The sequence below is a fragment of the Rhizobium sp. BK313 genome (assembly GCF_014193655.1).
In the GTDB taxonomy this organism is placed as follows: Bacteria; Pseudomonadota; Alphaproteobacteria; order Rhizobiales; family Rhizobiaceae; genus Rhizobium.
Genome location: NZ_JACHZQ010000001.1, coordinates 2,069,748 through 2,089,075 on the forward strand (window position 1 = coordinate 2,069,748; position 19,328 = coordinate 2,089,075).

The 19,328-nt window shown below is 59.1% G+C and carries 16 protein-coding genes; 12 read left to right on the top strand and 4 right to left on the bottom strand.

Annotated features, from left to right (window positions below; translation table 11 throughout):
• Positions 1-40 precede the first annotated feature (40 nt).
• The 3 genes from FHT86_RS09905 (at position 41) to FHT86_RS09915 (ending at position 4,366) form a co-directional block, all read left to right on the top strand.
• Positions 41-931: a polysaccharide deacetylase family protein gene (locus tag FHT86_RS09905; RefSeq protein WP_133706632.1), complete on the top strand. Its 891-nt coding sequence runs from the start codon at positions 41-43 to the stop codon at positions 929-931.
• Positions 932-1,053: 122 nt separating this feature from the next.
• Positions 1,054-3,114 (top strand): prolyl oligopeptidase family serine peptidase, encoded by a 2,061-nt coding sequence (locus FHT86_RS09910; RefSeq protein WP_133706633.1) that lies wholly within the window; start codon positions 1,054-1,056, stop codon positions 3,112-3,114.
• 145 nt (positions 3,115-3,259) lie between these two features.
• Positions 3,260-4,366, top strand: coding sequence for a TRAP transporter substrate-binding protein (locus tag FHT86_RS09915; protein WP_133706634.1), 1,107 nt, complete (start codon positions 3,260-3,262; stop codon positions 4,364-4,366).
• Between the two features lie 81 nt (positions 4,367-4,447).
• Here FHT86_RS09915 and FHT86_RS09920 read toward each other — a convergent pair whose 3' ends face one another.
• Positions 4,448-6,199: a TRAP transporter large permease subunit gene (locus tag FHT86_RS09920; protein WP_133706635.1), complete on the bottom strand. Its 1,752-nt coding sequence runs from the start codon at positions 6,197-6,199 to the stop codon at positions 4,448-4,450.
• Positions 6,199-6,774 carry a TRAP transporter small permease subunit gene (locus FHT86_RS09925; protein ID WP_133706636.1) on the bottom strand — a complete coding sequence of 192 codons (576 nt, stop codon included), beginning with the start codon at positions 6,772-6,774 and terminating at the stop codon, positions 6,199-6,201. The genes FHT86_RS09920 and FHT86_RS09925 overlap by 1 nt, the downstream gene beginning before the upstream one ends.
• Before the next feature lie 235 nt (positions 6,775-7,009).
• On the opposite strand from FHT86_RS09925, the gene FHT86_RS09930 reads away from it, so the two are divergent.
• Together FHT86_RS09930 and FHT86_RS09935 are read left to right on the top strand one after the other, a co-directional pair.
• Positions 7,010-7,933 carry a Gfo/Idh/MocA family protein gene (locus FHT86_RS09930; RefSeq protein WP_133706637.1) on the top strand — a complete coding sequence of 308 codons (924 nt, stop codon included), beginning with the start codon at positions 7,010-7,012 and terminating at the stop codon, positions 7,931-7,933.
• 72 nt (positions 7,934-8,005) lie between these two features.
• A complete protein-coding gene (locus FHT86_RS09935; protein ID WP_133706638.1) occupies positions 8,006-8,551 on the top strand; it encodes a GrpB family protein in 546 nt (181 codons plus the stop codon).
• Between the two features lie 35 nt (positions 8,552-8,586).
• Here the strand turns inward: FHT86_RS09935 and FHT86_RS09940 are convergent, their stop codons facing one another.
• Positions 8,587-9,036 carry a DNA polymerase III subunit chi gene (locus FHT86_RS09940; RefSeq protein WP_133706639.1) on the bottom strand — a complete coding sequence of 150 codons (450 nt, stop codon included), beginning with the start codon at positions 9,034-9,036 and terminating at the stop codon, positions 8,587-8,589.
• A 32-nt stretch (positions 9,037-9,068) separates the two neighbouring features.
• Positions 9,069-10,565 (bottom strand): leucyl aminopeptidase, encoded by a 1,497-nt coding sequence (locus FHT86_RS09945; protein ID WP_133706640.1) that lies wholly within the window; start codon positions 10,563-10,565, stop codon positions 9,069-9,071.
• Between the two features lie 260 nt (positions 10,566-10,825).
• On the opposite strand from FHT86_RS09945, the gene FHT86_RS09950 reads away from it, so the two are divergent.
• The 7 genes from FHT86_RS09950 (at position 10,826) to rsmA (ending at position 19,327) form a co-directional block, all read left to right on the top strand.
• Positions 10,826-11,557, top strand: coding sequence for a phosphatase PAP2 family protein (locus tag FHT86_RS09950; protein WP_166656801.1), 732 nt, complete (start codon positions 10,826-10,828; stop codon positions 11,555-11,557).
• Positions 11,558-11,660: 103 nt separating this feature from the next.
• On the top strand, positions 11,661-12,839 hold the full coding sequence (locus tag FHT86_RS09955) for an LptF/LptG family permease (protein WP_133706642.1): 1,179 nt from the start codon (positions 11,661-11,663) through the stop codon (positions 12,837-12,839).
• Positions 12,836-13,921, top strand: coding sequence for an LPS export ABC transporter permease LptG (gene lptG, locus FHT86_RS09960; protein WP_133706643.1), 1,086 nt, complete (start codon positions 12,836-12,838; stop codon positions 13,919-13,921). Before FHT86_RS09955 ends, lptG begins: the two co-directional genes overlap by 4 nt.
• Entirely contained in the window at positions 13,922-16,312 is a 2,391-nt protein-coding gene (locus tag FHT86_RS09965; RefSeq protein WP_133706644.1) for an LPS-assembly protein LptD, read from the top strand.
• 263 nt (positions 16,313-16,575) lie between these two features.
• On the top strand, positions 16,576-17,466 hold the full coding sequence (locus tag FHT86_RS09970; RefSeq protein ID WP_246779474.1) for a peptidylprolyl isomerase: 891 nt from the start codon (positions 16,576-16,578) through the stop codon (positions 17,464-17,466).
• Between the two features lie 8 nt (positions 17,467-17,474).
• Positions 17,475-18,500, top strand: coding sequence for a 4-hydroxythreonine-4-phosphate dehydrogenase PdxA (gene pdxA / locus FHT86_RS09975; protein WP_133706646.1), 1,026 nt, complete (start codon positions 17,475-17,477; stop codon positions 18,498-18,500).
• Positions 18,500-19,327, top strand: coding sequence for a 16S rRNA (adenine(1518)-N(6)/adenine(1519)-N(6))-dimethyltransferase RsmA (gene rsmA, locus FHT86_RS09980; protein WP_133706647.1), 828 nt, complete (start codon positions 18,500-18,502; stop codon positions 19,325-19,327). The genes pdxA and rsmA overlap by 1 nt, the downstream gene beginning before the upstream one ends.
• The last annotated feature ends 1 nt before the right edge of the window (position 19,328 follow it).

Here is a 19,328-nt window from a genome sequence, read left to right on the forward strand (position 1 = left end):
TAAGCCCAACATTCATTGACATATATGTTGAGCGATTCCGATGACTTACCGTCTTCTCCTGGCCGGCCTTGCCGTGACCCTATCCCTTGCCGGCTGTGCGACGAAGCCGGGCAACGACGCCTCGCTGAAGACAAGTTTTGCTGCGGAAGAGCCGCATCATAAGCCGTTGAAGGCCAACGACCCCGTCGACATGGAGCCGACCAAATGGGCTGGTGCCGAGCTCGAAACGAGGGAAACAGGCGACACTGGCGGCCCGCATCACCTGGCCGGGCGCACGCTGGAAGTTTCCTCGCTGCACGACCTCAAGCTTGCCGACAAGGAAGTCATTCTCAGCTTCGACGACGGCCCGGCCCCAGGCAAGACGGAGCGCATTCTCGCCACCCTCGACAAATTCGGCGTCAAGGCGACCTTCATGATGGTCGGCGAAATGGCGGAGGCGCACCCGGCCACCGCCCGCAAAGTCTTTGATGACGGCGACACCATCGGCAGCCACACCTTCCGGCATCCCGATCTCGACAAGATGAGTTTCGACATGGCGATGGCCGAGATCGCCCACGGCGAACACGCTGTCGCCAAGGTCATCGGCACGGATGTCTCCTTCTTCCGCTTCCCCTATCTCGCCGATTCCAAGCGTCTGCGCACCGCCGTCGCCATGCGCGACCTCGTCGTCATGGATGTGGATATCGACAGCAAGGACTATTTCAACACGACACCCGCTGCCGTCGCGACGCGCACCATGGATCTGCTGCACAAGCGCGGCCGCGGCATTATCCTGATGCACGATATCCACCAGCGCACCGCCGCCATGTTGCCGACCCTTTTGACGCGTCTTGAAAGAGAGGGTTACAAGGTCGTGACATTGAAATACAAAGGCACATCCGCACCAACAACCGATCTGGTTGCTCAGGCCAGCATCAGGGTTATGCGCTAAGGGCGGATAAATCTCAGAAAACTGTATGACCGGATATATTCGGGGAAGCACTGTTGCTTCCCCGAATATATTTTGATTTGATTATATATGATTCACTTCATCAATGGCGTGTCAGGTCCCTTATGAATCTCCATCTCGAGCATGACGACGATCCACTAACCCTGCAATTCGTCGCCGAGAGGGATGCACAGTCTGAGCAGGCCCTTATGACGCCTGAATTCGAGGTGGACAGCGCAGCGATCAAAGCGCTGATCGAGCGTGAGGATCGGCTGATCCAGGCGGTACGCCGCGGCAATTGGCTGTTCGACTTCCACCGCAGCGCAGATCATCCCCTCGGTATGTGGTTCCGGCTGCCGGCCAATCTCGCACCTACGCCCAATGCGCCCTGGGAGCCGATCTTCGATCTCGATGCTTTCTGCGCGGCGGAGAATAAGCTTTGGCTTTGGCGCGGCGCGATTACCTGCCCTTGGGAGCCGACGCGGGTGCTATTGTGCCTTTCCGACGGCGGCTCCGATCTTGGGCGTCTCCTGGAGTTCGATTGCGAAGCCAAGAGCATCGTCGAAGGTGGATTCGACACGCCGCCGACGCGTTGCCACGCGACCTGGCTCAGCCGCGACGAAATCGCCTATTTCGGCTCTATCGACCGCCTCTCTTCGACGCGCTCCGGCTGGCCCCGCGTCGGCCGCCGCCTGAAGCGTGGCCAATTGCCGGCAAAGGCGCCCCTCCTTTACGCCACCGCCGATACCGACGTCTACGGCTCCTGCCTGGTGTTCGATCCGGTGCTCGCCGGCATTGCCAAGAAGGGTATGGCAAAGCCGATTCGCCTGTTTATCAGCGGCCATCAAATCGGCAATTCCAGCGTCTTCGTCAAAGAGCAGGATTTTTCGCTGCGGCGGATCGATCTGCCGAAGGATATCGACATCCAGCTCAGCTATTCCTATTGCCTCTGGCTCGCCAAGACCGACGAGCGCATCCCCGCCGGCAGTCTGGCGTTGCAACCCTTGCCACGGCTGGCCACCGATGCCAGCGCGGAGGCGATGCGCGTGTTGTTCGTGCCCGGCGAACGGCAATCAGTGTCGCAATTCCTGCTGATGCGCGAATGGTGCGTCTTCGTGGTTTCGGACAATCTGCAGCCACGTCTTTTCGTCTTCGACCTGACCAAGGCGGATGCGGCTGTCCAGGAGATTTCGCTGCCGGTCGATGTCCAGACGGTGACTGTCTGGCCGCTTTATTCCGATTTGCATCTCGGCGACGACACGCTGCAGGTCTATGGCGAAGGCTTCCTGCAGCCGCCCTCCTGCTATCGCCTGGATCTTGCAAACCGCAAGAAGCCGCTTGAACTCGTTCATACCGCCAGCTCGCCGGCCTATTTCGATACCGATGGCATGACCTCCGAACTACTCGAAGCTACTTCCGAAGACGCCACAAGGGTGCCGTACCGGCTGGTGTTGCCGAAGACATGGACCGAAGGCGAACTGCCGGTGCTGATGTACGGCTATGGCGGCTTCGATTTCTCCGTTCGTCCGCAATACTCCGGCGTCATCGGCCGCTGGCTGGAACAGGGTGGCGCCTATGTGCAGGCCTATATTCGCGGCGGCGGTGAACTCGGTCCGAATTGGCATCGCTCCGCCAAAGGCCATGGCCGCCATAGAGCTTTTGCCGATTTTGCAGCCGTCGCCCGCGACCTCGTCGCCCGCGGCTATACCAAGCCGTCGCGCATCGCCGCCAATGGAGGCAGCAATGGCGGGTTGCTGACCGGCGTGATGCTGACGCGCTATCCGCGCGACTTCGGCGCAGTCTGGTGCCAGGTGCCGGTGCTCGACATGACCCGGTTCCATGTTTTCCCGGCCGGCCAGGCGTGGATCGACGAATATGGCAATCCCGACGACCAGACGGACCGGGATTATCTGCTTTCCTACTCGCCGCTGCAGAACCTCAAGCCCGCCTCGGAGATCACCTATCCGCCCATCTATATCGAAAGCTCCAGCAATGACGACCGGGTTCATCCCTCGCATGCGCGGCGGTTTGCGGCGCATATGGAGGAGCTCGGCCACCATCCGCTGTTCCACGAATTCCGGTCGGGCGGCCATGGCGGCGACGGCGCATCGACACAGCTCGCAGCGCGTATTGCGCTTGGTTACAGTTTCCTTCGGGAGACGATTATGAAACCGTCAGAGATTTGAGTTCAGCCCTTTAAACGTCAAACAAAAATCAGCGGTTGTAAGATTGTTCGACGCGCTTGAAACGCGTCTGGCGACATGATTAGTTGCAGCGTGATCACGAAGAGCGGGTCAATCCGCCCGCTCAGCTCTTGGGGGGAGTATATAGATGGATCGTCGCTCATTTCTGAGGAAAGCCGGCGTCGCCGGCGCAGGCTCGGTTGCCGCCGCAGCCCTTGCGGCCCCGGCCGTTGCTCAGAGCAGCCCGAAAATCAACTGGCGCCTGACGTCGTCGTTTCCGAAGTCACTCGACACGATCTACGGCGGCGCCGAGGTGCTGTCGAAACAGGTGTCGGAAGCGACCGACGGCAACTTCACCATTCAGGTCTTCGCCGCCGGCGAAATCGTCCCCGGCCTGCAAGCAGCCGACGCTACATCGGCGGCCACGGTCGAAGCCTGCCACACAGTCTCCTATTATTATTGGGGCAAGGACCCGGTCTGGGCACTCGGCGCCGCCGTTCCTTTTGCGCTCAATGCTCGCGGCATGAATGCCTGGCAATACCACGGCGGTGGCATCGATCTGTTCAACGAATTCCTGGCGACGCAAGGGCTGATCGGCTTCCCCGGCGGCAATACCGGCGTGCAGATGGGCGGCTGGTTCCGCAAGGAAATCAACACGGTCGCCGACCTCAAGGGTCTGAAGATGCGCATCGGCGGTTTCGCCGGCAAGGTCGTCGAGCGGCTCGGCGTCGTGCCGCAACAGATCGCCGGCGGCGACATCTATCCGGCGCTGGAGAAAGGTACGATCGATGCGGCCGAGTGGGTCGGCCCTTACGACGACGAAAAGCTCGGTTTCTACAAGGTCGCGCCCTACTACTACTATCCCGGTTGGTGGGAAGGTGGCCCGACCGTGCACTTCATGTTCAACAAGGCGGCCTATGAGGGCTTGCCGAACGCGTATCAGTCGCTGCTGCGCACCGCCGCTCAGGCAACCGACGCCAACATGCTGCAGAAATACGACTATCTGAACCCGGCCGCCATCAGACGCGTCGTCGCCGAAGGGGCGAAGTTGCGTCCGTTCAGCACCGACATCCTGAACGCATGCTTCGACAAGTCGAACGAAGTCTATGCCGAGATGGAAGCGTCGAACCCGACCTTCAAGAAGATTTGGGGATCGATCAAGGCGTTCCGCGGCCAGCACTACCTCTACGCCCAGGTCGCCGAATACAGCTACGACGTCTACATGATGACGCAGCAGCGTGCTGGGAAGATCTGATCACTGGATTGGAACAAGAAACCCCGGAGCGTCGCTCCGGGGTTTTTCTTTTGAATGCGGCGGGCGGTTTCGTCCCTCCGCTCAATTGAAGGACGGCGGCTGGCTGAGGTCATTCGCGGGCGAATTGTTCTTTCCGCCGCCCTGGTCCGCCGGCTTGTTATCCAGCGGGCTGCCACCCGGCAGACCGAGGCCGCCGCCATTGTCCTGGCCGGGCGCGCCAAAGCCCGGTACTTCGATCTTGATCGTATTGGGATCGATGCTCGCTCCGGCTCCCTTGTAGTGCATGACCATCTGCGGGAACATGATCGTCAGCGCCACCATCAGGATTTGAATTCCGACGAAGGGTACTGCGCCCCAATAGATCTGCCCCGTCGTCACCGGAGCTGTCATCTTGCCTGTGACTTTGTCGAGGTAAGGCACCTTTGCAGCCACCGAGCGCAGGTAGAACAGAGCAAAGCCAAAGGGCGGATGCATGAAGCTCGTCTGCATGTTGACGCCGAGCAGCACGCCGAACCAGATCAGGTCGATACCGAGCTTGTCGGCAGCGGGCGCCAGCAGCGGCACGATGATGAAGGCGAGCTCGAAGAAATCGAGGAAGAAGGCCAGCACAAAAACCAGCAGGTTGACGGCGATCAGGAAGCCGACCTCGCCGCCGGGCAGCGACACCAGCAGATGCTCCACCCAGACATGGCCGTTGACCCCGTAGAAGGTCAGCGAAAAGACGCGCGAGCCGATCAGGATAAATAGCACGAAGGAGGAGAGCCGTGTCGTCGACGCCAATGCCGAGCGCACGACATCCATGCTCAATCGGCCCTTCGCCGCCGCCATGATCAACGCGCCGACCGCACCCATCGCACCGCCTTCCGTGGGCGTCGCGATGCCGAGGAAGATGGTGCCGAGCACGAGGAAGATCAGCGCCAAGGGCGGGATCAGCACGATGACCACCTGCTGCGCCAGCCGGGACATCAGGTTGAACTTCATGGTCTTGTCGATGACGGCGACGATATAGATGAAGGCGACACCGACGGTTGCGCCGAGAATATCGGCATTTTCACCGTAGACCGGCGTCAGATAGACATGGGCTGCATAGGCAACGCCGGCGCAGACCAGGAGCGCGATGAAAAGCGAGGTCACGCCGGAGCCGAGCGAGCGCGCCTCCTTCGGCAGCGCCGGCATCGACTTCGGCCGGACGATCGACATGATGAGCACGTAGAGCATGTAGATGCCGGTCAGCACCAGGCCGGGTATCAGCGCGCCGGCATACATGTCGCCCACCGAGCGGCCGAGCTGATCCGCCAGCACAATGAGCACCAGCGACGGTGGAATGATCTGCGCCAACGTGCCCGACGCAGCGATGACGCCGGACGCGAGGCTGCGGTCATAGCCGTAGCGCAGCATGATCGGCAGCGAGATCAGACCCATGGCGATGACCGAAGCCGCGACGACGCCGGTGGTGGCGGCAAGCAGCGCCCCGACAAAGATCACTGCATAGGCAAGGCCGCCGCGGATCGGGCCAAAAAGCTGGCCGACCGTATCGAGCAGATCCTCGGCCATCCCCGAGCGCTCCAGCACGATGCCCATGAAGGTGAAGAAGGGGATCGCCAGCAACGTGTCGTTAGACATCACCCCCCAGAACCGGTCCGGTAGCGCATTGAGCAACGGCCAGGAGAGATTGATCGATCCGCCCGAATAGGGCGCCAGTTCGACGCCGATCCAGAAGAACAGCAGTCCGTTGGCAGCCAGGGCAAAGGCTACGGGGTACCCGATCAGCAGGAAAATGATCAGCGAAACGAACATGATCGGGGCCATGTTCACGGCGATGAATTCCATCATCAGCGTGCCTCCCCGACGGGCGTTTCGATTTCAAGGGGCGCGTGCGTCGGGACATGCGGCGTCGGGTCGTCCATATCGCCGCGCATGACGGCGATCTTCTTGATGATTTCGGAGACACCCTGCAGCGCCAGCAGAAAGAAGCCTACCAGCAACAGCGCCTTGCCTGGCCAGATGATCAAGCCGCCGGCGCTGGACGAAACCTCGCCGGACCTGAAGGACATCCGGACATAGGGCACGAGGTCATAGACCATCAAAAGCACGAAGGGCATAAGAAACAGGCAATGGCCGAGAAGATCAATCCAGTGCTGCACGCGCCGCGACAAGGCGCCGTAGACGATGTCAATGCGGATATGTTCGTTCTGTCTTAGCGTATAGGCGGCGGCGAGCATAAAAGCGGCGCCGAACAGATACCATTGCGCTTCCAGCCAGGCGTTTGACGAGATGTTAAACACCTTGCGGACGATGGCGTTTCCGGCGCTGACAAGCACGGCGACCAGAATGAGCCAGGAAACCGACTTGCCGATGATTTCCGTCACAGCATCCACGAGTCGGCTGAAGCCGAGCAATGCTTTCATGATTTTTTCTCCCCCGCAGCGGTGTCTTCCCCAAGATCTTCCTGCCACGCACAGGCAGAGTGCCGATTTCAGGCGGTGAATCAAGAGCGTAAGCTGGTTTTCCAAGTGTGATGATGGCACAGGAGAATTGCTGCGCGTCCGGTTGATTGCTCGCAATTACGCTTGCCCGGCCTTGCCCACCTGCGGCATTCTGATAAAAGATCCCACAAATAATCATACTAATCGAGAAACGCCCATGTCCCCCATCAACCTCGCCATCGTCGGCGTCGGCAAGATCGTCCGCGACCAGCATCTTCCGTCCATCGCGAACAATCCGGATTTCAAACTGATTGCCACGGCAAGCCGCCACGGCACCGTCGACGGCATTCCCGCCTTCACAACCATCGAGGCCATGCTCGACGCCGTTCCCGAGATCGATGCCGTCTCGCTCTGCATGCCGCCGCAATATCGCTACGAGGCAGCCTACAAGGCTCTCCAGGCTGGCAAGCACGTCTTCCTGGAAAAGCCGCCGGGCGCGACGCTGAGCGAAGTCGCCGATCTCGAGGCGCTTGCCAAGGCGAAGGGCGTTTCCTTGTTTGCTAGCTGGCATTCGCGCTACGCGCCCGCTGTCGAGGCCGCCAAGGCCTTCCTCGCCGGGACGACGATCAAGAGCGTCCATGTCATCTGGAAGGAAGACGTGCGCCACTGGCATCCGAATCAGGAATGGATCTGGCAGGCCGGCGGCCTTGGCGTGTTCGATCCGGGCATCAACGCACTGTCGATCGTCACGCATATCCTGCCGCCGCTCTTCCTGACCGGTGCTGTGCTGGAATTCCCCGAAAACCGCGATTCGCCAATCGCCGCCGACCTACAGTTTAAGAGTGGCCAAGGACTCGCCGTCCATGCCGAATTCGACTGGCGCCAGACCGGCAAGCAGAGCTGGGATATCGTCGCCGAAACCGATGCGGGCCAGATGGTGCTGGCTGAGGGCGGCGCCAAGCTTTCCGTGAACGGCGAATTGAAATTCACGGCCCCTGAGGCGGAGTATCCTTCGCTCTACCGTCGTTTCGCCGAGATCGTCAAAGCCGGCACCTCGGATGTCGACCTGGCACCGCTTCGCCATGTCGCTGACGCCTTCATGCTCGGCAAGCGCAAGTTCGTGGAGGCTTTCCACGACTAAACTCCATTGATCGATGGGATGCGCCACGCGGAATGCTAAGGTGGTGCATCTTCATTGGTCAGGGAGATTGCGATGTCGTCGGAAAGCGAGGAAACCTTCGGGCTGGGTGCGAAGCACAAGCTCGTCAGGCTCGCCGAGCCGAATGCGCGCTGGCAGGAAGCCTATGCGCAGGAAGAAGTGGCCATTCGCACGGCGCTCGGCGATCTCGCCCTTGAAATCCAGCATTTCGGCAGTACGTCGATACCGACGATCAAGGCCAAGCCAATCATCGACATCGCCATCGGCGTCAGGCATTTCGACGACGGTTTCCGCTGCATCAATCCGATGGAAGAGATCGGCTACGAGTATGCCGGCAACGACATCGTTCCCGACGATCATATTTTCGGCCGTGGCATCAAAGGCGAGACGCGCACGCATCTCGTTCACATCGTCGAGCATGGCGGCGCGCACTGGAGCCGGTTTATCCTGTTCCGCGACAGGCTCCGCGCGAACTCCGCTCTTGCGCAGGCTTATGAAGCGATGAAAATCTACCTGGCCGAGGAATATGCCGACAATCGCGCCGCCTATACGGAGGCAAAGAGAGCCTTTATCGACAAAGTCGTTGCAAACGGCGATTGAGCTTCATCCGCGCCTCGGCAAGGAGAAGGAAATGATCAGGCTTTCTTCTCCCAGCGGCCGTCCTGGGTCTGCTGCCAATAGGTGAGATTGTGCCCCTCGCCTTTCAACTTCTTCCATTGCGCGCGGGCACCTTCCAATTGCTCCTGATCGTAACCGTCGAACATGAAGACGACACGCTGGTAAGTCTCGATATCCGAGGCTTCCGCGCCATCGATGAAGAAGCGGACAGTGGCATTGTTCGGATTAGCCGGCGAGACAGTCAGCAGGACCGGCTGCTTGTCCGGCATTTCGCTTTCGTCGGTGCCATGCGGCAGAAAGCTGTCCTCACGATAGGTCCACAGATGGGCATCAAGCGAATCACGTCGCGCCGGCTCGCGCGTCTGGACAGCAACCTGCCAGCCGCGCTCGACACTTTTGTCGATCAGGGGTGGCAGGGCATCTTCCAGTTTCGATTCGGTCAGGTGATAGAAGAGAACGTCAGTCATGCCGTCCCTTCTATCTCAAACACCTTTGAAGGTCACGATTCGTAGTTCTCGCGGACCAGCTCATCGAGCAGGCGTACGCCGAAACCCGAGCCCCAGGACTGGTTGATCTCGTCCTGGATCGAACCCATCGCCGTACCGGCAATATCGAGATGCGCCCATGGCGTTTCCTGCACGAAACGCTTAAGGAACTGTGCCGCAGTGATCGAACCAGCATGGCGTCCGCCGGTATTCTTCATGTCGGCGAACTTGCTGTCGATCATCTTGTCGTAGTCCTTGCCGAGCGGCATGCGCCACAGGCGCTCATTGGTAGCAAGGCCGGCGGCGGTCAGTTCGTTTGCCAACTTATCGTCATTGCAGAACAGGCCGGCATGCAGATTACCGAGCGCCACCATGATGGCGCCGGTCAGCGTTGCCAGGTTGATCATGAACTGCGGCTTGAAACGGTCGTTGGTGTACCAGAGCGCATCGCAGAGAACGAGCCGGCCTTCCGCGTCCGTATTGATCACTTCGATCGTCTGGCCCGACATCGAGGTGACAATATCGCCAGGGCGCTGGGCATTGCCGTCAGGCATGTTTTCCACCAGGCCGATGACGCCGATGGCATTGACCTTGGCGCCTCGGGCGGCGAGCGTGTGCATGAGGCCTGTAACGGCGGCGGCTCCTCCCATATCGCCCTTCATATCCTCCATGCCGGCAGCCGGCTTGATGGAAATGCCGCCGGTATCGAACACCACGCCCTTGCCGATGAAGGCGACTGGCTTGTCCTTCGGCTTGCCGCCCTTCCACTGCATGATCACCAGGCGCGGCGGACGCACGGAACCCTGGGCCACGCCAAGCAGAGCGCCCATGCCTAACCGGCGCATTTCGCGCTCGGTCAGGATCTCCACTTCGACCCCGAGCTTTTCCAACGCCTTGGCTTTAGCGGCAAACTCGACCGGACCGAGAACGTTCGGCGGCTCGTTGACGAGATCGCGGGCCAGAATCACGCCGTCGGCGATCGCTTCCGATGCAGCGAAGAGCTTCTTTGCGGCAACGACATTCGGCGTGACGATGGTAACCTTGACGGACTTCTGCGCGCCGTTCTTGTCCTCGTCGTCGTTCTTCTTCGTCTTGTAGGTATCGAAACTATAGGCGCGCAGCAGCATGCCGAGGGCGAAGTCGGCAGCCGCCTTGGCACCGGCCTCGACACCGGGCACATCGATAAAGATCGCGGCCTTCTCGACATTGCGGATTTTCGCAGCCGCGCCGCCGCCGAGCTTCAGCCAGTCATGCGCATTGAGATCCTTCGCCTTGCCGGTGCCGATGACGAAGATCCGATCGACCGGCGAGCCCTCTGGCGCAACGATATCCAGGCTGCTCAAACCCTTGGCGGTGAAACGGGCGATGCGTGCGGCCTTGGCGAAGACATTCGCCGGATCGGCGCTTTCGGCCCCTGCCGGCAACTCGCTGTCCATGTCTTTCAGGAGAATGGCCAGGCCGCCATTCAGCCGAACCGATTTGGCAAAGGAAATCTCGAATTTCACAGACATTTCTGCTCCGATAAAACGCGTAGTGCAAAATAGAATTATACACTCTCAATCATTCAAGGTTTCCTTATCAAATACAAGCTTTTGGCGAGGTATTCCGCGAAGAAACACCTTTGCTACATTCAAATCCTTGTCATCTATCGCAGCTAGCCTAACGGCGTAGATATTGGGGCCGCCGCCTTATCGGTCTGATCATTTATCGGAATACCACCTTGATCATAGATTTCAGTAGCTTCGATCGCCGGGATCGTTTCCCCGAAATCATGCGACCGCGCACGGCAGGTGATGCTTTCGTCGTTCTCTTCTGCCTCTGGTGGGTGCTGCTCTGGCTGTTTTCGATTTTTCCACAGATCGATCTTACAGTCGCCAATATGTTTTTCATGCCGGAGCAATGTGTCACTCCCGCGAGATCCGGTCAGATTTGCGGCATTTTCCCTTATAATGACGATCCGCATATGCGCCTGCTCAGGGAGATTTTCTTCCAGGTACCCTATATCGTGGCGGTAGGCCTCTGCTGGATGCTGGTCCAGTGTTGGCAGCAGCACGGCGCTACCTTCAAAACCTTGAGAGCCCGCAATCTGAAGATCGCGCTCGGCTCGCTGCTTCTCGGCCCTGTGTTGATCGTGAATCTCTGGCTCAAGGCCTTTTCGGGCCGTCCCCGGCCTCGGCAGACCGATCTCTTCGGCGGCATGCTCGATTTCGTACATGCCGGTTCTTTCGCCGGGAAATGCGTGAGCAACTGTTCCTTCATTTCCGGCGAAGCCGCTGCCGCAGGCTGGCTGTTTTGCCTGATTTTCATCATCCCACAGCCGGCGCGAACAGCTCTTGCCCTGCCGATCGCAGCCGTCTCGATTCTCATGCCAGCCCTTAGAGTGGCTTTCGGCGGCCACTACCTATCGGACGCCGTCCTGGGCTGGCTTTCCTCGCTTGTCATATTTTCTTCTCTTCTGGCTTTATCCCAAACGACACACGGCAGAAGAATTTCGGAAAATTAACGATTTTTTTGCGAGTGGGTTGTCGCCAAAAAAACGCAAACAGCGTAGAGGAGGATGAATCTCTGCTGGCTCGCACGGCGGAGTATTGCGTTTAAGGGCCGGCATGAAGTTATTCGAAACATATATCGTACGGCGTGTCGGCATGATGTTCCTGGTAGCGCTGCTGCCGGTGCTCGCTATCATCTGGACCACCCAGGTGCTGCAGCGCATCAATCTTGTTACCGACAGCGGCCAGTCGATTGGTTCGTTTGCTACGCTTGCGACTCTCATCCTGCCGACGATCATCCCCGTGGTCCTGCCCTTCGCATTGGTGATCGGCATCACGCAAACGCTGACCGCGATGAACAGTGATTCGGAACTGACCGTCATGGAGGCGGCCGGCGCACGACGCAGCATCATCATCCGCCCGATCATGATTCTCGCGATAGCTATCAGCGTTTTCTCATTCGTCGTCGACAATATGGTGGAGCCTAAGGCCCGCGTCGCCGCCCGCGAGATGGTCGCCGAAGCCTATGCCGACCTGCTCTCGACCGTTATCGAAGAGAAGAATTTCCGGCGGATCGAAGACGGGCTTTATGTGCAGATCACTCAGCGTCTGTCGGGACGAATCCTGAAGGGCCTCTTCGTGGTGGATTCGCGCGATCCAGGTTTTGATCTCATCTACTACGCCAAGGAAGGCGCCGTCGATCAGAGCGGCAAGTCGCTGCTGATGAAGGATGGAGAAGTTCACCGCAAGACGCCGGATGGCAACGTTTCCGTGATCAAATTCGACTCCTATTCCTTCGATCTTTCCGACATGACGCAGAGTCGCGGCCAGGCAACGCTGCGCGCCGGCGACCGCGATCTCGGCTTCCTGCTAAACCCTGACCCGAACGACGCAGATTACAAAGCAAAGCCAGGCGGTTACCGCGCCGAGTTGCACCGGCGTCTCAGCGACTGGGCGCTGCCAGCCATCTTTGCTCTCATATCCCTGGTGATCGCCGGAGATGCGCGATCCCATCGTGAAGCGCGGCTACATCCGATGGTATCGGCACTCACCATCGCTTTTGCGCTGCGTTGGGCGGATTTTTATGCGGCTAACCAGATCGAGAATGCACCCTATTTCATCGGCGTCCTCTATGCGGTCAACATCGGGGCAGCCCTGATTGCGATCGCCCTTCTGTTCAGGAATCGGAAGATGTCGATGCCAGCGTCGATCCGCAACCGCTTCGGCAACTGGCGCCAAAAGATCCAGGATCGCATGCCGATAGTGCCCGATAGTTCTGATGGGGGCGGTGCATGATCTTCAGCACGCTCGGCCGCTACTTCTTCATGCGTTACGTCATCACCACCTTTTGGTTTTTCCTGGGTGTGATCTCGATCGTCTATCTCGTCGACTTCAGCGAGACTGCCGGCCGGCTTGCCGGCCTTCCCGGATACACAGTCAGTGTCGGCCTGCTGATGACGGCCGTCAGATTGCCGTTCATCCTGCAGCAGACTGTGCCGTTCATTGCCCTCTTCGTCGGCATGACGGTGTTGATTGCGCTCAACAGGCGCCGCGAACTCGTGATTGCCCGTGCAGCCGGCATCTCCGTCTGGCAGTTTATGACGCCCTTCGTAGTCGGCGCCTTCTTTGTCGGCCTGCTGACCATGTTCGCCCTCAATCCGGTTGCGGCATGGGGACAACGGCAGGCGGAAACGATGGAAGCCGATCTGCGCGGCGATCCGTCCTATCACAACTCACTCTCGATTCCGTGGCTGCGCCAGTCGAGCGGCAAAGACGACGTCATCATCGGCGCCAAGGCCGTTCTCGACAACGGAACGACGCTGATGAACGTCGTCTTTATCCACTTTGATTCACAGGGGAATATCGTTCTCCGGCAGGATGCACAGTCGGCTAAGTTGGAAGATGGTTACTGGCTTCTTAATGGTGTTGTCGAGCGCACCCCCGGTGAAATTCCCGTTCACAAGGCCACGGATCAGGTTCGTACGAATCTGAAACAGGATTTCGTCTCCGAGCGTTTGGCACAGCCGGAAACCATTGCTTTTTATGATCTTTCTAATCGAATTGCGATTGCAAAGTCTTTTGGCATCTCAACCAAAGCTCTCGAGACGCAATTTCACTCGCTGTTGTCGCAGCCATTCCTCTTGGTAGCAATGACCCTGATTGCAGCAACCGTGTCTTTAAAATTCAGTAGATTCAATCAATCGCGCTCCGTTATTCTGGGTGGAATCCTCTCTGGCTTCGTGCTTTATGTTGTCACCGTGCTTGTAAAGGCATTCGGGAGCAGCGGAGTGGTTCCTCCCTTCGTGGCGACATGGATACCCGTGATCGTCGCTTTGGCATTCGGAGCAACGATCCTGCTTCATCAGGAGGACGGCTAAGTGGCGGCAGGCAACCGCAAGAGTATCAGGGAATTTGTGGCTGCCCTCGTCATGGGCGCGGCTGCGTACGCATTTGTCATGAGCCCGGTCGTAGCCTACGCCCAGGACAATAATAATAACGGCGGCACCGGCGCTGTGGCCTCTCCTGTTAAGGTCAAAGTGCCGGAAGGCTCCAAGCTGATCCTTTCGTCGAACGAATTGGTCTACAACAAGGATACACAAATCGTCACCGCCACCGGCGCGGTCCAGATCAACTATGGCGGCTATAAGATGGTCGCGCAGAAGGTTGAATATAATCAGAAAAGCGGGCGGATGACGGCGATCGGCAATGTCGAGCTGATCAGCCCGGACGGCAATCGCATGTACGGCGACAAAATGGATGTCACCGACAGCTTCTCCGACGGCTTCGTCGACGCTCTGCGCATCGAAATGCCTGACAATACCCGCATGGCCGCCGAGAAGGGCGAACGCGTCGGCGGCACGCAGTTGATCCTGACGAAGGGCGTCTACACTGCCTGCTTGCCTTGCTCCGAACAGGGCCGCGCGCCGCTATGGCAGGTCAAGGCGCAGCGCGTGGTGCAGAACGGCGTGACGCATACCGTCCGTCTCGAGCATGCGCGTTTCGAGCTGTTCGGGCAACCGATCGCTTACGTTCCGTGGATTGAAGTTCCCGACAACACGGTAAAGCGCAAGTCCGGCTTTCTGTTTCCGTCGGCGAGCATTTCGCAAAATCTCGGCTTTGGTCTGAAGGTTCCTTATTACTACGTCATCTCGCCGAGCATGGACGCGACGATCAGCGCTACCGGCTATACAACCCAAGGCCTGCTGCTCGAAGGCGAATTCCGCCAACGCTTTGAAAACGGTACGCATGTTCTGCGTGTCGCCGGCATCAGCCAGATGAATCCCGGGCAGTTCGACGCCAACACCAGTGATGCCGAACACAAGACCCGCGGCATGATCACGTCGAAGGCCGATTTCAGAATCAACCCTCGCTGGACATTCGGTTGGGATGTCATGGCGCAAAGCGACAACAACTTCTCGCGCACCTATGGCCTGGACGGTCTCGACCAGAGCACCCACACGAATGACATTTATTTGACGGGTCTCGGCAAGCGCAATTATTTCGATATGCGCGCCTTCTACTATGACATCCAGGATGCCGATAACAACAGCAATGCTGAAAAGCAGCAAGCAATCGTCTATCCGAGCACCGACTATCACTATGTCGATCCGAAGTCGGTATATGGCGGCGAGCTGTCCGCGAATGTGAATTTTACGCACCTCTCGCGCGATCAGGCTTCCGTGCTGGATAACGCCAACAATCTCGGCGACTCCAGCCTGAACGATCGCTTTCTCGGTCTTCCCGGCAGCTACACCCGCCTCAGCACTGAATTGCAGTGGCAGCGTACCTTTACCACCGATCAAGGTCTGGTTCTGACACCGCTGCTGGCAGCCCGTGGCGACGTCTATGGCCTGAATATGGAATCACCCAACTCGTTGGGTCCGTCCTTCAGCTATCCCGGCAACTACGATACCAACGACTATGCCACGCGTGGCATGCTGACGGCCGGCCTTGAAGCCAAATATCCCTTCCTCATCACAACCAGCAACAGCTCGCATGTGTTCGAGCCGATCGCGCAGATTTATGTGCGCCCGGACGAGACGCTTGCCGGACAGTTGCCGAATGAGGACGCGCAGAGCTTCGTCTTCGATGCAACCAATCTGTTCGACCGCGACAAGTTCTCCGGCTATGACCGCATCGAGGGCGGCACGCGCGCCAACCTCGGCTGGCGCTATACGGGCAGCTTCGACAGTGGCTACAAGCTGCAGAGCATCTTCGGTCAATCGTTCCAGCTTGCCGGCCGCAATTCGTTCGCAACGGACGATCTGGTCTCCGCTGGTGCGGAATCGGGGCTTCAAACCACCCGCTCCGATTATGTCACCATGTTCGGCCTCACCACGCCCCAGGGCATCTCGCTCTCGACGTCCTACCGCTTTGACGAAAAGGATTTCGCGTTCCGTCGTGGCGACACTGCGGTCGGCTTCGCAAACGACGACTTCCAGACATCGGTGACCTACACCCATATCGCCGCTCAGCCGCAATATGGCTTCACCACGGACCAGGACGAAATCCAGACCCGCGCACAGATCAAATTCAAGAACTATTGGTCTGTCTTCGGCACGGTTAGCTACGATCTCAACGACAGTGAGATCACGCGCCAGGGCGTCGGCCTGTCCTATGAGGACGAATGCACGATCTTCAGCGTCTCCTTCCTGGACAAGAAGGATTCAACGAACCAATCGGGAAGCGACTGGTCTATCGGTGCCCGCATTACGTTCCGTACGCTCGGCGACGTCAAACTTGGCAACGTCCAGGACGCTACGTTCTGATCAATCAAATCCCAAAAAGGGCCGGCTCCAAAGCCGGCCTTTTTTGCTTTGAATCGGATCGCTATTCGCTCCGCGTCATTGTTTCGCCGCAAGGATTTTGCAATTCGTCGTGCTTGTTGTAGATATCGGCACAAAATTGCCGTATTGCGCCAACGGCGTCCCAATGTGACGCAGTGCGGACAAGGACCTTTGGGAAGGGGTAGTTGATGTTCTCTGGAAAGACACCGATGCGCGCTGTGCTATTCGGCGCCGTAGCGTTGGTTATGGCCGCTTTTGCTGTGCCAACCAGCGATGTTGCCTTCGCAGCAAGTGAGGTGAAGGTTGTCGTCAACAACACGGTGATCACATCGGGCGATATCGCCAAGCGCGTCAACTTCCTGAAATTGCAGCACGCGAAAGGCGACCTCAACAAGCTGGCGCAACAGCAGCTCGTCGATGAGACGCTGAAGCGTGCGGAAATCGCCCGCGTGCGCATGTCGGTATCGACGACGGACGTTGACAACGCTTTTGCCCGCTTCGCCGCCAGCAACAAGATGTCGCCGCAGCAGCTTGGACAGATCCTGGACAAGATGGGCGTCACCACCGATCACTTCAAATCCTATATCGCCATCTCCATGAGCTGGCCGCGCGTCGTCAATGCTCGCTTTGGTTCGAGCGGCGGCCGTATGTCGAACGACGACCTCGTGACGCGCATGACGGAAAACAAGACGAAGCCGGTAACGACGGAATATTTCCTGAAACAGATGGTCTTCGTCGTCCCGGCTGCGAAACGCAACGCAATTCTTGGCAAACGTAAGGCCGAGGCGGAAGCCTCGCGGGCCAAGTTCCCCGGTTGCGATCAGGCGAAAGTCTTCGCTGCGACGATGCATGACGTTTCCGTTCAGGATCTCGGCCGCGTGCTTGCCCCCGATCTTCCGGAGGCCTGGAAGCCGCTGCTTGAAAAGGCGAAGGGTAACACGACCGATGCGATCGTGACCGATCGTGGTGTCGAATATGTAGCCATTTGCTCACAGCGCCAGGTGAACGACGACGTTGCCGCAGCTGCCGTCTTCCGCGCCGAAGATCTCGGCAAGGCGGATGCTCAGGGCGTCAGCGCCAACGACAAGAAGTATATCGACGAACTGCGCTCCAAGGCGCAGATCCTCTATCGCTGATCGCTCCGATGCCCTCGCGCCCTTCCCGCCCCCTTGGACTCACGCAAGGGGATCCAGCAGGTATCGGACCTGACATCACGCTCGCCGCCTGGCTTCGCCGCGGCGAGCTTGGTTTGTCGCCCTTCCTGTTTCTCGGTGACCCGAACGTTCTCGCAGCGCGAGCGCGCCAGTTGAACCTGTCCGTGCCACTGCGGGAAGCCGACGCTTCGACAGCCTTGGATGTCTTTGCCAGCGCCTTGCCGGTGCTGCCGATCGCTGCAGGTATGGATGTGGTTGCCGGCGAGCCGCACGTTGTAACAGCCCAGGCGACGATAGCGGCTATCGAGATGGCGGTCTCCCTCTGCATGAAGGGAGATACCTCCGCGGTTGTGACCAATCCAATCGCCAAGTCGGTTCTCTACGATGCCGGGTTCGGCTTTCCCGGCCATACCGAATTCCTCGCCGATCTTGCAACACGCGCGACGGGCAAGCCGGTTATGCCGGTGATGCTGCTGGCCGGGCCGAAGCTGCGGGCGATTCCCGTCACCATCCACATCCCGCTGAAGGATGTGCCGCAGGCGCTGACGACGAATCTCATCGTCGAGACCTGCCGGATCACCGACCACGACCTCAAGACGCGTTTCGGCATCGCAAAGCCGCGGCTGGCCGTTGCTGGCCTCAATCCGCATGCCGGCGAAAGCGGCGCAATCGGCAAGGAGGATGAGGAGATCATCCATCCGGCGATCGAAGTGCTGCGCAACGAGGGCATCGATGCCTTTGGCCCCCTGCCCGCCGACACGATGTTCCATGACGATGCGCGCCGTCGCTATGATGTCGCCGTCTGCATGTATCACGATCAGGCTTTGATTCCGGCCAAGGCGCTTGGCTTCGACGATTCCGTCAATGTCACGCTCGGCCTGCCCTTTGTCCGCACTTCGCCTGATCATGGCACAGCCTTCGGCATCGCCGGCAAGGGCGTTGCAAAGGAGGACAGTCTTGTGGCAGCTCTCAAGCTGGCGAGCGAGATCAGCCGCGCGACGGAAAGCAAGCGCTGATGGCCGCACTCGACGGTCTGCCGCCGCTTCGTGATGTGATCCAGCGTCACGGCCTTGATGCGCGCAAGGCGCTCGGGCAAAACTTTCTGCTCGATCTCAACCTGACACAAAAGGTTGCCCGCACGGCCGGATCACTGGACGGCGTCACCGTCTTCGAAGTTGGACCGGGGCCAGGCGGGCTGACGCGTGCCATTCTGGCTCTTGGAGCCGCCAAGGTCATTGCCGTGGAGCGTGACCCGCGCTGCCTGCCGGCGCTCGCCGAGATCTCGGATCACTATCCCGGCCGGCTGGAGGTCATCGAAGGCGATGCGCTGAAGACGGACTTTGCTGGGCTGGCACCCGAAAGCCCGGTCAAGATCATCGCCAACCTGCCCTATAATGTCGGCACGCAGTTGCTGGTGAACTGGCTGCTGCCGGGCCATTGGCCGCCCTTCTGGCAGTCGCTGACGCTGATGTTCCAGAAAGAGGTCGGCCAGAGGATCGTCGCCGATGAGGACGACGATCACTATGGCCGTCTCGGCGTTCTCTGCGGTTGGCGCACGAATGCATACATGGCCTTCGATGTGTCGCCGCAGGCCTTCACACCGCCGCCGAAGGTGACCTCGACGGTCGTGCATTTGACGCCGAGGGAAAATCCGATCCCCTGCTCGGTTGACAAGCTGGAAAAGGTGACCCAGGCCGCCTTCGGCCAACGGCGTAAGATGCTACGGCAGAGCCTGAAGTCGCTCGGTGGCGAGGCCTTGCTACAGAAAGCCGACATCGACCCTCAACGGCGCGCCGAAACGCTGTCCGTCGAAGAGTTCTGCCGGCTGGCAAACTGCCTTTGAT

What these genes read in the sequence shown, in the direction of transcription:
- FHT86_RS09905 (WP_133706632.1), top strand. Translation starts at nt 41, where the DNA reads ATGACTTACCGTCTTCTCCTGGCCGGCCTTGCCGTGACCCTATCCCTT.
- FHT86_RS09930 (WP_133706637.1), top strand. Translation starts at nt 7,010, where the DNA reads ATGTCCCCCATCAACCTCGCCATCGTCGGCGTCGGCAAGATCGTCCGC.
- FHT86_RS09955 (WP_133706642.1), top strand. Translation starts at nt 11,661, where the DNA reads ATGAAGTTATTCGAAACATATATCGTACGGCGTGTCGGCATGATGTTC.
- rsmA (WP_133706647.1), top strand. Translation starts at nt 18,500, where the DNA reads ATGGCCGCACTCGACGGTCTGCCGCCGCTTCGTGATGTGATCCAGCGT.
- FHT86_RS09970 (WP_246779474.1), top strand. Translation starts at nt 16,576, where the DNA reads ATGGCCGCTTTTGCTGTGCCAACCAGCGATGTTGCCTTCGCAGCAAGT.
- FHT86_RS09920 (WP_133706635.1), bottom strand. Translation starts at nt 6,199, where the DNA reads ATGATGGAATTCATCGCCGTGAACATGGCCCCGATCATGTTCGTTTCG.
- FHT86_RS09945 (WP_133706640.1), bottom strand. Translation starts at nt 10,565, where the DNA reads ATGTCTGTGAAATTCGAGATTTCCTTTGCCAAATCGGTTCGGCTGAAT.
- FHT86_RS09950 (WP_166656801.1), top strand. Translation starts at nt 10,826, where the DNA reads ATGCGACCGCGCACGGCAGGTGATGCTTTCGTCGTTCTCTTCTGCCTC.
- FHT86_RS09935 (WP_133706638.1), top strand. Translation starts at nt 8,006, where the DNA reads ATGTCGTCGGAAAGCGAGGAAACCTTCGGGCTGGGTGCGAAGCACAAG.
- FHT86_RS09925 (WP_133706636.1), bottom strand. Translation starts at nt 6,774, where the DNA reads ATGAAAGCATTGCTCGGCTTCAGCCGACTCGTGGATGCTGTGACGGAA.
- lptG (WP_133706643.1), top strand. Translation starts at nt 12,836, where the DNA reads ATGATCTTCAGCACGCTCGGCCGCTACTTCTTCATGCGTTACGTCATC.
- pdxA (WP_133706646.1), top strand. Translation starts at nt 17,475, where the DNA reads ATGCCCTCGCGCCCTTCCCGCCCCCTTGGACTCACGCAAGGGGATCCA.
- FHT86_RS09910 (WP_133706633.1), top strand. Translation starts at nt 1,054, where the DNA reads ATGAATCTCCATCTCGAGCATGACGACGATCCACTAACCCTGCAATTC.
- FHT86_RS09940 (WP_133706639.1), bottom strand. Translation starts at nt 9,036, where the DNA reads ATGACTGACGTTCTCTTCTATCACCTGACCGAATCGAAACTGGAAGAT.
- FHT86_RS09915 (WP_133706634.1), top strand. Translation starts at nt 3,260, where the DNA reads ATGGATCGTCGCTCATTTCTGAGGAAAGCCGGCGTCGCCGGCGCAGGC.